14 protein-coding genes are annotated in these 13,240 nt (G+C 62.3%); 6 read left to right on the top strand and 8 right to left on the bottom strand.

The genetic code is table 11. The features are described from left to right. Positions 1-28 precede the first annotated feature (28 nt). Together ACR0DO_RS15825 and ACR0DO_RS15820 are read right to left on the bottom strand one after the other, a co-directional pair. Positions 29-730, bottom strand: a complete 702-nt coding sequence (locus ACR0DO_RS15825; RefSeq protein WP_480560141.1) for a winged helix-turn-helix domain-containing protein — start codon at positions 728-730, stop codon at positions 29-31. Then, a complete protein-coding gene (locus tag ACR0DO_RS15820) occupies positions 702-989 on the bottom strand; it encodes a hypothetical protein (RefSeq protein WP_480560139.1) in 288 nt (95 codons plus the stop codon). Before ACR0DO_RS15820 ends, ACR0DO_RS15825 begins: the two co-directional genes overlap by 29 nt. 176 nt (positions 990-1,165) lie before the next feature. Here ACR0DO_RS15820 and ACR0DO_RS15815 point away from each other — a divergent pair, with 176 nt between their 5' ends. The 4 genes from ACR0DO_RS15815 (at position 1,166) to ACR0DO_RS15800 (ending at position 5,123) form a co-directional block, all read left to right on the top strand. Further along, positions 1,166-1,654 carry a hypothetical protein gene (locus ACR0DO_RS15815; protein WP_170447094.1) on the top strand — a complete coding sequence of 163 codons (489 nt, stop codon included), beginning with the start codon at positions 1,166-1,168 and terminating at the stop codon, positions 1,652-1,654. A 110-nt stretch (positions 1,655-1,764) separates the two neighbouring features. Continuing rightward, positions 1,765-2,382, top strand: a complete 618-nt coding sequence (locus tag ACR0DO_RS15810) for a ribonuclease HII (RefSeq protein WP_480560137.1) — start codon at positions 1,765-1,767, stop codon at positions 2,380-2,382. 107 nt (positions 2,383-2,489) lie between these two features. Continuing rightward, positions 2,490-3,590, top strand: a complete 1,101-nt coding sequence (locus ACR0DO_RS15805) for a site-specific DNA-methyltransferase (protein WP_170447090.1) — start codon at positions 2,490-2,492, stop codon at positions 3,588-3,590. Between the two features lie 144 nt (positions 3,591-3,734). Further along, the gene (locus tag ACR0DO_RS15800) at positions 3,735-5,123 is read left to right on the top strand and encodes an adenylate/guanylate cyclase domain-containing protein (RefSeq protein WP_480560135.1); all 1,389 of its coding nucleotides are present in this window, start codon (positions 3,735-3,737) and stop codon (positions 5,121-5,123) included. Positions 5,124-5,201: 78 nt separating this feature from the next. Here ACR0DO_RS15800 and ACR0DO_RS15795 read toward each other — a convergent pair whose 3' ends face one another. Together ACR0DO_RS15795 and mutY are read right to left on the bottom strand one after the other, a co-directional pair. Then, on the bottom strand, positions 5,202-6,338 hold the full coding sequence (locus tag ACR0DO_RS15795) for an alkane 1-monooxygenase (protein WP_480560133.1): 1,137 nt from the start codon (positions 6,336-6,338) through the stop codon (positions 5,202-5,204). Between the two features lie 59 nt (positions 6,339-6,397). Further along, positions 6,398-7,453, bottom strand: a complete 1,056-nt coding sequence (gene mutY, locus ACR0DO_RS15790) for an A/G-specific adenine glycosylase (protein WP_480560131.1) — start codon at positions 7,451-7,453, stop codon at positions 6,398-6,400. 81 nt (positions 7,454-7,534) lie between these two features. Between mutY and ACR0DO_RS15785 the strand changes: the two genes are divergently transcribed. Further along, a complete protein-coding gene (locus tag ACR0DO_RS15785; RefSeq protein ID WP_170447083.1) occupies positions 7,535-8,041 on the top strand; it encodes a DciA family protein in 507 nt (168 codons plus the stop codon). A 14-nt stretch (positions 8,042-8,055) separates the two neighbouring features. After that, entirely contained in the window at positions 8,056-8,718 is a 663-nt protein-coding gene (locus tag ACR0DO_RS15780; protein WP_170673099.1) for a DsbA family protein, read from the top strand. Between the two features lie 39 nt (positions 8,719-8,757). Here ACR0DO_RS15780 and lpxK read toward each other — a convergent pair whose 3' ends face one another. Genes lpxK through ACR0DO_RS15760 form a run of 4 tightly spaced genes read right to left on the bottom strand, consistent with a single transcriptional unit; the run spans position 8,758 to position 13,108 of the window. After that, the gene (gene lpxK, locus ACR0DO_RS15775) at positions 8,758-9,756 is read right to left on the bottom strand and encodes a tetraacyldisaccharide 4'-kinase (protein ID WP_480560129.1); all 999 of its coding nucleotides are present in this window, start codon (positions 9,754-9,756) and stop codon (positions 8,758-8,760) included. Then, a complete protein-coding gene (locus ACR0DO_RS15770) occupies positions 9,743-10,978 on the bottom strand; it encodes a 3-deoxy-D-manno-octulosonic acid transferase (protein WP_480560127.1) in 1,236 nt (411 codons plus the stop codon). Before ACR0DO_RS15770 ends, lpxK begins: the two co-directional genes overlap by 14 nt. Next, a complete protein-coding gene (locus ACR0DO_RS15765) occupies positions 10,975-11,775 on the bottom strand; it encodes an inositol monophosphatase family protein (RefSeq protein WP_480560125.1) in 801 nt (266 codons plus the stop codon). The genes ACR0DO_RS15770 and ACR0DO_RS15765 overlap by 4 nt, the downstream gene beginning before the upstream one ends. Continuing rightward, a complete protein-coding gene (locus ACR0DO_RS15760; protein ID WP_480560123.1) occupies positions 11,762-13,108 on the bottom strand; it encodes a TldD/PmbA family protein in 1,347 nt (448 codons plus the stop codon). Before ACR0DO_RS15760 ends, ACR0DO_RS15765 begins: the two co-directional genes overlap by 14 nt. Positions 13,109-13,240 lie beyond the last annotated feature (132 nt).

The raw sequence follows: 13,240 nt of genomic DNA, 5'->3' as shown, positions 1-13,240 counted from the left end.
CGCACGTGTCCTGTGCGGTGCGGTCGGATCAGACCATCTGAATCACATCCTTTTCGATCGACAGCATATAGCCCTTTTTGGCGATGTTCTTGACCAGCAGCTCGCTGACCATCTGGTTGCCAAGGGCATCGCGCAGCCGTTTGATCCGGGTGGCGCCTGCGGCCTCGTCACAATCGGCGGCGTCCTTGCCGGAAATCATCGCCTCGATCTGCACGCCCGAAAGAACCTCGTCATCCAGACGGGATTCGGCCAGCACCGACAGGGTTTCCATCGCCGCCGGGGTCAGTTTGAAATCCATATTGTTGAGGTAGACGGTATTTTCCTCGCGGCTGATCAGCAGAGAGGTCACCTGAATCCCAGTGCGTTCGATCTGGGCCATCCGCCGGTTCAGCATCACCAGCATCACCAGAAATACCAGCGCGGTCACCAGCATGGCGCTGGCAAAGACCAGCAGCACGAAAATCACCATGCGATAGCTGGACAGCGTGTCGGCAAAGGCCGTGCCGGATTGCGCCAGAATCTCCAAAAGGCGGATTTCGGTCTGCGAGGTCAGGTCGCTTTCGATGAACAGCCGCTCGACCCGCGCGTTGAAGGCATTGGCGTCGGGCAGGGTCCAGAACAGAAAGATCGCCGCCGTCACCAGAATCAACACGATCGCCGCGATGCCCGCGCCGACCAGTCTGACACCGGACCGGCGGGCCTCAGTAACGGAGATAGAATTGTCCGGCATTGGCCTTCCTTTTCTCCAACCCTTCCGGTCCGAACACGGACATGACGTTCAGCAGGGTCCAGCCCGCGCCCTTGAGGCGCTGGGCGACTTCACGTTTTGCCTGCCCCTTGTCGCAGGCCGATACCTGCATCACGCCATAGTGCAGGCGCAGCGGATTGTCCTGTTTGGCCTTGTAATCCGCATAGCAATCGGCCGCCGCAGCGGCAGAGCCAAGCGATATCAGGGCCAGCAGGGTCAGAGAAGAGAGGATCTGTTTCATAGGCCGCATCCTGCGCATGGGTTGCCACGATATTCAATAACCCAAGGGGTTTGGCAGGGCTGATATCGGATAACACGGGGCCGTTATTGCTTGTCTGGACAGCGAGCACCCAGTGTCAGGGCATCGAACACACGGCCCGCCTCCGGGCCCCCTGAGACTTCTGAAGGACAAGCACCATGCATAAGAAATTCATCGCCCTGATCGTGGCCTCTGCGGTTGCCATCACCGGAATTTCGGCGTCGCAGGCGCGGGCGGCCGATGTCGAAGATATCCTTGGTGGATTGGCAGCTATCGCGCTGCTGGGCGTCGCGGTGAAGCATTTGAACGACGAAAACAAGAAGAAGACCGTTACGCAAAACTACAATCACATATATAAGGCGCCCCAGGACCACGTGTACACAAAGCCAAAGCACAGGCCGCATCACGTACGCCCACTGCCGGAACGGGTTGCGCGCTATAGCCTGCCGCAACGATGCTTGCGCACCTTCCGTGGGTTCTCGCCCGATCAGCCGCTGTTGGGCAGGAACTGCCTGAGCAAGCATTACAAATACAGCAATAGCCTGCCGGACCAGTGCAAGGTCAGGTTCTGGAATGGCAAAAAGGTCAAGCGGGCGTACCACCCTGGCTGCCTGAGCCAGAAAGGATACCGCGTAAGTTACAAGTAACGGTTTTCGAGCAGGAGCGGCGCCGCAGAAGTGCCGTGCAGGGAGAGGGTGGCGCAAGCTGCCCTCTCTTTTTTCTTGCGGTGGGCGGTTAAACGCGGTTTTCCGGGGGTATGACGAAACCGGATTATGACATTGAGAAAGCCGCCGCAGCGCAAGGATATCTGCGCATCGCGGGCGTGGATGAGGTGGGCCGCGGGCCGCTGGCCGGGCCGGTGGTTGCGGCGGCGGTGGTTCTGAACCCCGAAGACATTCCCCAAGGGTTGAACGATTCCAAGAAGCTGACCGCCAAACGCCGCACCGCGTTGGAGGCCGCCCTGCGCGACCGGGCCGAGGTCGCGGTGGCCGAGGCCTCGGTGGCCGAGATCGACGAACACAATATCTTGCGCGCCTCGCATCTGGCGATGGAACGCGCGGTGGCGGCGCTCGACCCGCCGCCGGATTACCTGCTGATCGACGGCAACATGATTCCGCGCGGGTTGACGATCCCGGCGCAGGCGGTGGTGAAAGGTGATGCGCATTCGGTGTCGATTGCGGCGGCGTCGATCATCGCCAAAAACTGGCGCGATCAACTGATGGTGGATTTGGCGCAACAGCATCCCGGCTACGGCTGGGAGACAAACGCGGGTTATCCGTCGAAACAACATCGCGAAGCCCTGCAAAATCTTGGGGTGACCCCACACCATAGACGTTCGTTCAAGCCGGTACACAATATCTTGTATCAAGAGTAAATCGTAACCTGCTGATTCAAAAAAGAAATTGACGGCGAATCGTCTTTGACTCATCCTTGTCTCAACCAAATGAGCGCAAAAGCGCCGTGGATACTTGAGGCAGTAAAATGACAACAACCACCAAAAAGGGCGCAAAAGCGCTCCCTTTAAACACGATTCTATCCGGGGACTGCATCGAAGTGATGAACAGTCTGCCCGAGGCGTCGGTGGACCTGATCTTTGCGGATCCGCCCTATAATCTGCAGCTGAAAGGTCAGTTGCACCGCCCAGACAACAGCCAGGTAGACGCGGTCGACGATCACTGGGATCAGTTTTCCAGCTTTGGCGCCTATGACCAGTTCACCCGCGAGTGGCTGAAGGCGGCGCATCGTTTGCTCAAGCCGAACGGCGCGATCTGGGTGATCGGCTCGTACCACAATATCTTCCGCGTGGGCTCGGCCCTGCAGGATGCGGGATACTGGATTTTGAACGACGTTGTCTGGCGCAAGTCGAACCCGATGCCGAATTTCCGCGGCAAGCGCTTCACCAACGCGCATGAGACGATGATCTGGGCCTCGAAGCGTGAAGGCGCGAAATACACGTTCAACTACGAAGCGCTGAAGGCCCTGAACGAAGGCGTGCAGATGCGCAGCGACTGGGTGCTGCCGATCTGCACCGGGCATGAGCGTCTGAAGGACGAAAACGGCGACAAGGCGCATCCGACGCAGAAACCGGAATCGCTGTTGCACCGTGTCCTGATCGGCTCGACCAATCCGGGCGATGTGATTTTGGACCCGTTCTTTGGCACCGGCACGACCGGCGCTGTCGCCAAGATGCTGGGCCGCGAGTTCATCGGGATCGAGCGCGAGGAAAACTATCGCAAAGTGGCCGAAAAGCGCATCGCGAAGGTGCGCAAATTCGACCGCGAGGCGCTGGAAGTCAGCGCCAGCAAACGCGCCGAGCCGCGCGTGCCCTTCGGTCAGTTGGTCGAACGCGGGATGCTGCGTCCGGGCGAGGAACTCTATTCGATGAACCAGCGCCACAAGGCCAAGGTTCGCGCCGACGGCACGCTGGTCGGGCAAAACGTCAAAGGCTCGATCCATCAGGTGGGTGCGCATCTGGAAAACGCGCCGTCCTGCAACGGCTGGACCTACTGGTGTTTCAAACGCGACGGCAAGACGGTGCCGATCGACGTTCTGCGCCAGCAGATCCGGGCCGAGATGAACTGATTTCACAAATACCGCCGGTGCCTGTGGCCTGACACAAGGCACTACGCCTTGCCCCGCCGACCTCGGCGGGGTCTTTTGTTTTCCAGGTGTCTGGTGTCAAAACACGCCTCCTGTATCCTTCGGCGCAGTGAAGGAGCCCCAGCGATGTCGGATACCACAGCCAGCCCATCCCGATTTGACCGGTTCTTTGTGACCCGCCCGGATAACTACGATCTGGACAACAAATACACCGAAGCCGCGCTTGAGCGTCACAAACGCGAAGGGTTGGAACTTGCCGTCCGCGCCCGCTGGATCGCGATGGGACTGACTGCGGTTCTGCTGGTTTTCCTCAACCCGCAATGGGAGGTGATGTGGTACCATTTCATCCTGTTGCTGATCTGCGCTAATGGCTGGTTGATCCGGCGTGCGGGCCGCGTGGGGCAGTCACGGGCCGAATTGCTGCTGATTTTTGCGGATCTTCTGATCATGACGTTGGGAATGATTGTTCCCAACCCGTTCAGCGACGATGTGCGGCCGCTGGCGATGCAATACCGGTTCGATAATTTTCAGTATTTCTTCATCATTCTTGCGGCCGGAACGCTGGCCTATTCCTGGCGCACCGTGATTGCGATGGGATCATGGACGGCGGCGATGTGGACCGTAGGTTGGATCATCGCCTGGTGGATTGCGACGCCGATGCCCGGTCTCAGCGAGCGTGTGGCTGAGGCATTGGCAAGCTATCCGGATGTGGCCGAGCTGTTGGACCCCAACAGCTTTCGGCCTCAGTTGCGGGTTCAGCAGATTGTCGTTTTCATGATGGTGGCGGTCACGTTGGGTGTGTCGATGCGGCGGCTCAACCGGTTGCTGATGACGAATGCCGGTCTGGAACGCGAGAGGGCAAACCTGTCGCGGTATTTTTCGCCGAACGTGGTGGACGAGCTGAGCCAGAATGACGAGCCGCTCAAGCAGGTGCGCAAAGAGAACATTGCGGTTCTGTTCATCGATATCGTCGGGTTCACCAAATATGCCGCCGGGCGCGATCCTTACGAGGTGATTGAGGTTCTGCGCGGCTTCCATGCCCGGATGGAGGCCGAGGTGTTTCGGCATCATGGGACGCTGGACAAATATCTGGGTGACGGGCTGATGGCGACCTTTGGAACGCCGGTGCCAACGCCCTTGGATGCCAGCAATGCGGTGGCCTGTGCCCGGGCAATGGTTGCGGTGATCGACCGGTGGAACATCGAGCGCCGCCGGGCGGGAGAGCCCGAAATCCGTGTCGGGATCGGTGTGCACTACGGCGCTGTTGTCTTGGGTGATATCGGGGCCAACCGGCTGGAATTTGCGGTGATCGGGGATGCGGTGAACGTGGCTGCCAAGCTGGAGGCGCTGACCCGGGAGTTTCAGGCAAGGGTCGTCATCAGCGATGCGGTGCGGGGGCAATTGCTGGAGGAAGGCACAAACGCGCCGGAGTCGATGACGGGATTCGCGAAACACGAACACCACACGGTCCGGGGGGTAGAGGCCCCGATGGATGTGTGGGTGATGAAAAAGTAGGTGCTCCCGCCGATCTGCCCTGCATCAGAGATGCAAGGCGGATCGTTGGGCCGGGCAGCGCGCTGGCGCGCGCTGCGGTCACGGCTGAGGTGTGGGGTTTTCTGCGCGGTTGTAGGGCGCCCAATCGGTGACATCGGGGTAGTATTGGCGGCGCCAGGCGCGGACGCGGGGGTTCATGACCCGGCGCCAGAGGGGCGGGATCATCGCGGCAACCGTCATCACCGGATACCCATAGGGCAGTTGCGGTGCGGCGTCCTCGGAATGGTGCTGCAGCAGCGGAAATCGCCGGTTGGGTTTGTAATGGTGGTCCGAGTGGCGCTGCAGGTTGATCAGCAGCCAGTTCGAGGCCTTTTGCGAGGCGTTCCACGAGTGGCGCGGCAGGACGTGTTCATATTTCCCCTCGCCCAGATGTTTGCGGGTCAGGCCATAATGTTCGACGTAGTTGACCAGTTCCAGCTGCCAGATGGCCGTGCCCGCCTGGATCAGGAACAGGGCGAGGCCGGCCAGGCCTCCGATTGCAAAGGCAAGGGCAAGCATCGCCGTTTGCAGGGCCCAATAGCGCCAGAAGGGGTTGGAGCGGTCGGCCCAGGGGCGGTCCTTGCGGGCCAGTTTTTCGCGCTCGGCCCGGAAGGCGGAAACAAGGCATTGTTTCAGGACGCGCGGGTAGAAGCGATGGAAGCCTTCGTTGTAGCGCGCGGTGACCGGATCGCGCGGGGTGCCGACATAGCGGTGATGAACCAGCAGGTGTTCCGAGCGGAAATGCGAATACAGCACCATCGCCAGAAGGATATCGCCCAACCAACGCTCGAACCGGCCTTTCTGATGCATCAGCTCGTGGCTGTAGTTGATCCCGATGGTGCCGGAAATGGTGCCCATGCCGAAGAACAATCCGATCGTGGCTGGTGTCGACAGATGGTCGGTATGGGTGGCGTACCAGATCAGCCCGTAGAGGGTCAGGAATTGCACCGGAACCCAGGCCTTGGTCAGCAGGATATACCAGCGCAGCACGGTGTCTGGTGTGTCAGGGTCGGCGTTGCTCAGTTCCAGCCCGGCCAAACGGTCCAGAATGGCAAAGGCCCACCATGTCGACATCGGGACAAGCAGCACCCACCAGCCGCCAACTGTCGCCGTGGTCCAGATCACCGGGATCAGCAGGAACGAGATCCAGAAGGGCAGTGCCGATTGCCAGCGGGACAAGGACTGGGATGCGATCATGGGAGGGCTCCGAACGATTGCGCATAGACTAGTCACAGTCCATTGGCGTGCACAACGGACTATCGGTCGCGCCAGAGATCGTGCGCCTTGCGCATCACCGTGGGCAGGTCGCCCGGGCGGAAGGCATGTTTTTCCAGTACAATCAGGCCATCGGGCGCGCTTTCGGCAGGCAGCGGAGCCGTCCAGATGCGCAGGATCAGGTGGAAATGTGTGAACGTGTGTCGCACCTCTCCGGTCAGCATTTGCCAATCCGCCTCGAACGGCGGCGATTCATCCGGCGCGTCCGACCAGTCCGAGCCCGGCCAGCCCAGCATTCCGCCCAGTAGCCCCTTGTCGGGGCGGCGCTCCAACAGAAGTGCACCGTTGTCGCTTTGGGCGATATAGACATGGCCGTAGCGCGTGGGTTTGGGCTTTTTCGGGGTCTTGCGTGGCAGGTCGGGCTGCGTTCCGGCTGCGCGGGCCTGACAGGGGTCGCGCAGGGGGCAGATTCCGCAGGCCGGAGATTTCGGTGTGCAGATCGTGGCGCCCAGATCCATTACCGCCTGCGCATAATCTCCGGGCCGCGTGTCCGGCGTCAGCGCAGCGGCCTTGTCCTTTAGCAGAGGTTTTGAACCGGGCAGGGGGGCGTGAATGTCGTAAAGGCGGGCCATGACCCGTTCGACGTTACCGTCCAGCACCGTCTCGGGTTGGTCGAAGGCGATGGCTGATATGGCGGCGGCGGTATAGGGGCCGATGCCGGGCAGTTTTAGCAGGGCCTCGTAAGTGTCGGGGAAAGTACCGCCATGGTCATCAGCGACAACCCGCGCGCATTTCAGCAGGTTGCGGGCGCGGGCGTAGTAGCCCAGCCCGGCCCATTCACCCATGACCTGATCATCCGGGGCGGCGGCCAGTTCCCGAACCGTCGGCCAGCGCGATGTGAACCGCATGAAATAGTCGCGCACAGCGGCCACGGTTGTCTGTTGCAGCATCACCTCGGACAGCCAGACGCGATAGGGATCCGGCATCACCCCTGCGGCCCGGTCCGCCGGGCCGACGCGCCAGGGCATTTCGCGGGCGTGGCGGTCGTACCAGTCCAGCAGAGCACCGCTCAGGCCTTGTTGAATAGAGTCACGCAAGTTTTATCTATCTCCCTGTCGGGTTTCGCTGGCGCCCGGTGTCACGCCCTTTACAATAGCGGCGCAGGAGTTGGAAACCAGATGCAGCGCAGACGTTCTTCGACCCGCGGGTTCAAACGCACCGCGACATTGCTGAACGGACAGATTCGGCGCGCCGGGGAAAGCCGGGGCTTTGCCGTGTCGCGCCTGCTGACCCACTGGGCCGAGATTGTGGGCCAGGACCTGGCCTCGATCGCGCGCCCCGTAAAGGTGGGTTATGGCCGGGAAGGGATCGGCGCGACGCTGACCGTTCTGACCACCGGCCCGCAGGCCCCGATGCTGGAAATGCAAAAGGAACAGCTGCGCGGCAAGGTGAACGCGGTTTATGGCTATAACGCCATCAGCCGGGTGCGCATCACCCAGACCGCTCCGACCGGATTTGCCGAGGGGCAGGCCAGTTTCGATCACAAACCGAGACCGGCGAAACCCAAGATTGACCCAGAGATCGAGGCCGAGGCTGGCCGGACCGCTCGCGACGTTCACGACGGTGATCTGCGCGCGGCCCTTGAACGTCTGGGCCGCAATGTTTTATCCAAACAAAAACGCTGAGAAAGGGCTGAGAAATGAGCCGTATCGCAACTGGAATCTGCGCGGCGGTCGCCATCGCCGCAGGCGGCTATTGGCTGTCGCTGTCAAATTCCTCTCCGTCTTATCCGCTGATCGGTAGTGCCGAGGCGCAAGAGGCCGATCTGGACACTTCGACCATCGTAGAGATGGTGCAGGGCGCCGAGGATGCGCCGGTCGAGATCATCGAATATGCCTCGTACACCTGCCCGCATTGCGCCACCTTCCATCAGGGCGCCTACAAGCAGATGAAGAAGGATTTCATCGACACCGGCAAGGTCAAGTTCATCTACCGCGAGGTGTATTTCGACCGCTACGGCCTGTGGGCCTCGATGGTGGCGCGCTGTGGCGGCCCCGAAAAGTTCTTTGGCATTTCCGACCTGATCTTTGAAGGCCAGTCCGAATGGGTCAAAGCCGGCGGTCCGGCCGAGATCGTGGAAGAGCTGCGCAAGATCGGCCGTCTGGCCGGTATCGACAATGACCAGCTTGAGGCCTGCCTGCAGGACGGCACCCGCGCCCAGACGCTGGTGGCCTGGTATCAGGAAAACGCCGAGCGTGACGGCATTCAGGCAACCCCATCCTTCATCGTGAACGGCAAGAAGGTCGACAACATGTCCTATGCCGATTTCAAGACGCTGATCGAAGCAGAGCTGGGCAGCTAACTGGCTTATGCGACCGGCTCAATCCGGGCCGGTCGCCTTTCACGGCGACGGGGCAATTTGCTTCAGCATCTGCCGGACCTTGTCGGCCTCATCCACGTTCAGACGAACAGGTAGCGTCACGACTTTGCTGCGGAACGCGGCGGGCAGGCGCACGGCATCTTTTTCCGTTGTCACCATCTGCGCGCCCAATAGCCGGGCTTCGTTTTCCAGTCGCGTCATCAGCGCCGGTGTCAGCGGCTGATGATCGTCCAGCGCCTCGGCCCGCAGCAGCTTTGCGCCTTGCTGGCGGAGGGTGCGAAAGAATTTTTCAGGGTACCCGATGCCTGCAAAGGCCAAAACGGGCGTGTCAGTCCAATCCATACCGGTCTGCAAGGGTGCGACCTCACCCGTGACATGGGGCACCGTCAGAGCCGCGCTCCAACGATCTGTGAACTGCGCCTGAGACGCCGCATCCCCCAGTGACAGCACCAGATCGGCGCGTTGCAATCCAACATCGACGGGTTCGCGCAAGGGGCCAGCGGGCAGGCACAGGCCATTGCCAAAACCGCGCGCCGCATCCACCGCGATGACCGAGAAATCCTTGGCGACCGACGGGTTCTGAAACCCGTCATCCAGTACAATCACCGTGGCCCCGGCCTCGGCGGCGGCACGGGCTCCGGCGGCGCGGTCCTTGGCCACCCAGACCTCGGCGAATGCGGCCAGCAGCAGCGGCTCGTCCCCGACCTGCGCGGCGCTGTGCTTGGCAGGATCAACGCGCACTGGGCCTTCCAGTGACCCGCCATGGCCGCGCGTCACCACATGGGTTGTGTGCCAGGCGTCGCGCAGCTGTTCGATCATCCAGATCACGGTCGGGGTCTTGCCGGTTCCACCCGCGTTCAGGTTGCCGATGCAGATCACCGGAACGCCGGGTTTGACACCGGGGTCCGAGGCCACCCGGCGCGCGGTTGCGGACGCATAGATACGCCCCAGCGGTGCCAGCAATCTGGCGCGCAGGTCCAGCCGGTCGGGTGCGGTATTCCAGAAATCAGGTGCCCGCATTATCTGTCCCCCGCTGATCCAGACAGTCCTGCACCATGTCAATCAGCTGATCCGTCTGTGGTGCGCCCTCGGATACGATCTGCCACCCCGCCAGCGCCATGTCCGCAGCGCGATCCGGCGACAGCATCTCGACCACGGCGTCGCCCAGTTCGGTTGCGGTTTTGACCCTGCGCGCGGCGTCGGCGCGATCCAGCTGATCGTATATCTGCTGATGGCGATGCACAAACGGCCCGTGGATGATAGACGAACCGAGCGCTGCGGCAACAAGCGGATCGTGTCCACCCGCGCCGCGTTCCAGCGAACTGCCCATGAACGTGACGGGTGAAATCCGGTGCCACAGGCCCAGGTCCTCGGGTTCGGCCGACAGGATGACCTGCGTGGTGTCTTCGACCTGCCCGTCGGTGTCCCAGTTGGCACAACGCAGGTCCATCGACTCAAGGCGCCGGTGTAAGGGCTCGGCCTCGGCCGTGTCCGCGACATGCAGCACCAGCGTCAGCCGGGGCAGGATTCGCAGCGCCTGACGATGGGCGCTGAGGACCGAGATGAACTCTTTGTCCAGCACGCAGGCGGCCAGCCAGACCAGTCGACCCGCCAGGGCATGAGTGGTTTCGATCAACTCGTCTTCGGGCCAGGGCTTCGGGTTCGGGCTGACATGCAGGGGCGGAGATTCACGGACCTTGCTCGATGCAACGCCAAGGCGGCGGATCGTGCGGGCGGTCTCGGATGTCTTGGTCAGAATCGATTGGAAACAGTCCAGCGTATAGCGGGTGATATCGGGCAGCCAGCGTGCCCCGCGCGCGATCTTGATGTCGATCTGCGCCTCGATCAGGATCAGGGCAATGCCACGTTCCTCGGCACGGGTGATCACGTTGGGCATCAGCCCGCCCCCGACCCAGAGGCCGATATCGGGGCGCCAGTGATCCAGAAAGGCCCGCGCGGCGCCGGTCTGTTCCAGGGGCAGGTTCACCAGCGGGTAATCTCCCTGATCCCAGCGCCGCAGATCGGCCTCGGGCGGGGCCGTCAGCAGCACGTTCAGGGACGGGCGGGCCTGTTGCAGTCGACGGCAGAAATCGGTCACCGCGCGTTGACGGTGCTGGGTGCTGATATGCACCCAGATCAGCTCGCCCTCGGGGCGGGGCACGTTGGGCTGACCGACCGTGTTGGGCACGCCCCAGGACAGCACCCTATACGCCGCAAGGCTGAGAGAGCGCGGCTTGCTCATGGGTGGATACCGGTACTGTCCGGGTCAAGCCGTGCGCGCAGGGCATCGTGCAGCGCCGGACCCGCCGCGATCACGCCGTTCAGGCGCGGATGGGCGTTGTTGAACCGCAAGGGCTGGCTATGGCGGTCCGAACAGGTGCCGCCCGCCTCGCGGATGATCAGGTCTCCGGCGGCGATATCCCATTCCCAGCTGGGTCTGAGCGTCAGCATCCCGTCAAACCGCCCCTGGCCAACAACGGCCATGCGATAGGCCAGTGAGGGACGGTAGACCCGTTGGAATTCGGGTACCTGACCATGCAACCAATGGCGCGGGTCCAGATTGGGTTTGGCAGCCAGAATTTCGGCCGTTTTCAAAGCCGAGACCCCGGACACCCGGATCGCCGCACCGTTCAGCGTCGCACCTTCGCCTTTGGCGGCGGCATAGAGCAGGTCGCGTTGCGGCAGGTAAATCACTGCGGCAGTGACTTCGCCCTCGTTGGCGACGGCAAGGGAATGCGCCCAGGTACGAGAGCCTTCGGCAAAGCTACGGGTGCCGTCGATTGGATCGATGATGAACACGCGGTCGCGGGTCAGCCGGGCGGTGGAATCCTCGGTCTCTTCGCTCAGCCAGCCATAGCCGGGCCGGGCCGAGGGCAGGCGCTGTTCCAGCATGGCATTAACTGCCAGATCGGCCTCGGTCACCGGGCCTGCCCCATCGGGTTTGTCCCAGCGCTGCGCCGTGGTGCCCGAGTATCGGGTGGCGATTTTTCCGGCCTCTAACGCCGCGTCAATCAGAAGGTGCAGGTCAGTTGCCGGCAAGTGTCATTCCTTCGATCAGCACCGAAGGCACCACCCGCGACAGGTAGGGCCGCGCATCATTTGCCGGGATGATCCGTTTCAGCATGTCGCGCAGATTACCGGCGATGGTGCATTCATTGACCGGGTGGGTGATCTCTCCGTTTTCCACCCAGAACCCCGAAGCGCCGCGCGAATAGTCGCCCGTGTTGGGGTTGATGGTGGACCCGATCATTGACGTCACCAGCAGCCCTGTACCCATGTCGCGCAGCAGGTCCTCGCGGCTTTGGGTGCCCTGCGTCAGACTTAGGTTCCAGTTGCTGGGCGAAGGCGGCCCGGACACGCCGCGCGCCGCGTTGCCGGTTGATGTCATGTCCAGCTTGCGTGCGCTGGCCAGGTCCAGGGTCCAGCCGGTCAGAACGCCGTTTTCGACAATCGCACGCCGCTGCGTCGCCAGCCCTTCGGCATCGAAAGGACGCGAGCCTGCGATGCGTGGGCGGTGCGGGTCTTCGATCAGCGACAGATGCTCGGGCAGCACCTGTTCGTCCAGACAATCCTTCAGCCACGAGGCACCCCGGGCAATGGCGGCCCCGTTGCTGGCCGCCAGCAGGTGACCGATCAGCGAGGATGAAATGCGTTCGTCAAACAGCACCGGGAAGGTGCCGGTCGCGGGCTTTTGCGCGCCTATCAGGGACACGGCGCGTTCGCCTGCGGTACGGCCGATCTCGGCAGGGTTGCGCAGGTCGCTTTGGAAGGTGCGGCTGTCACCGTCATAGTCACGCTCCATCCCGGTGCCTTCGCCCGAGATCGCCACGCAAGAGGTCGAGCGGCTGCTGCGGGCATAGCCGCCGGAAAACCCGTTGGTCGCCGCCAGATGCACGCGATGGGTGCCATAACCCGCCGCCGCGTCAGAGACCTGTGACACCCCCTGAACCGCCAGTGCTGCGGCTTCGGCCTCCAGCGCGTCGCGCATCAAGTATTCGGCCGCCGGTTCCGGGGTCGGGTCGAACAGTTCCAACGCGGGCAGGTCCCAACTGCTTGCCAGTTGCTCTGCATCGGCCAAACCGGTGAACGGGTCCTCGGGCGCTTCACGCGCCATAGCCACGGCGCGTTCGGCCATCGCGGTCAGGGTCTCAGGCCGGCTGTCCGAGCTGGACACGATGGCCTGCCGCTGGCCCAGGAACACCCGCAGGCCCAAATCGGTGCCTTCCGAGCGTTCGGCATGTTCCAGCGCGCCGCCCCGTACCTCGACCGAGACCGAAGAGCCGTCGATCACGATGGCATCCGCCGCATCCGCCCCGGCTGTGCGGGCTGCGTCCAGCAGGGATTGGCTGATCTCTTCAGGTGTTCGGGTCATGCGGCCTCCGGTCTTTATGCATTGGACCTAGCCTTGGACCGTCCGACCCGCAAGACCTGCGACTGTTTTGTCTTTGTCGCACACACGCTGCAGAGGTAAAATAATTCCCGATTTCCAATCAATCCTGCTGCG

It is taken from the genome of Ruegeria sp. AM9 (assembly GCF_056540565.1).
Note: the sequence above shows the minus strand (reverse complement) of the source record. Positions and strands in the feature narration are given on the sequence as shown.

Excerpts from the sequence above, each read along its gene's own strand:
- ACR0DO_RS15760 (WP_480560123.1), bottom strand. The coding sequence starts at position 13,108 with ATGACCCGAACACCTGAAGAGATCAGCCAATCCCTGCTGGACGCAGCC.
- ACR0DO_RS15805 (WP_170447090.1), top strand. The coding sequence starts at position 2,490 with ATGACAACAACCACCAAAAAGGGCGCAAAAGCGCTCCCTTTAAACACG.
- ACR0DO_RS15820 (WP_480560139.1), bottom strand. The coding sequence starts at position 989 with ATGAAACAGATCCTCTCTTCTCTGACCCTGCTGGCCCTGATATCGCTT.
- ACR0DO_RS15825 (WP_480560141.1), bottom strand. The coding sequence starts at position 730 with ATGCCGGACAATTCTATCTCCGTTACTGAGGCCCGCCGGTCCGGTGTC.
- ACR0DO_RS15815 (WP_170447094.1), top strand. The coding sequence starts at position 1,166 with ATGCATAAGAAATTCATCGCCCTGATCGTGGCCTCTGCGGTTGCCATC.
- ACR0DO_RS15770 (WP_480560127.1), bottom strand. The coding sequence starts at position 10,978 with ATGAGCAAGCCGCGCTCTCTCAGCCTTGCGGCGTATAGGGTGCTGTCC.
- ACR0DO_RS15810 (WP_480560137.1), top strand. The coding sequence starts at position 1,765 with ATGACGAAACCGGATTATGACATTGAGAAAGCCGCCGCAGCGCAAGGA.
- ACR0DO_RS15800 (WP_480560135.1), top strand. The coding sequence starts at position 3,735 with ATGTCGGATACCACAGCCAGCCCATCCCGATTTGACCGGTTCTTTGTG.
- lpxK (WP_480560129.1), bottom strand. The coding sequence starts at position 9,756 with ATGCGGGCACCTGATTTCTGGAATACCGCACCCGACCGGCTGGACCTG.
- ACR0DO_RS15795 (WP_480560133.1), bottom strand. The coding sequence starts at position 6,338 with ATGATCGCATCCCAGTCCTTGTCCCGCTGGCAATCGGCACTGCCCTTC.
- ACR0DO_RS15780 (WP_170673099.1), top strand. The coding sequence starts at position 8,056 with ATGAGCCGTATCGCAACTGGAATCTGCGCGGCGGTCGCCATCGCCGCA.
- ACR0DO_RS15785 (WP_170447083.1), top strand. The coding sequence starts at position 7,535 with ATGCAGCGCAGACGTTCTTCGACCCGCGGGTTCAAACGCACCGCGACA.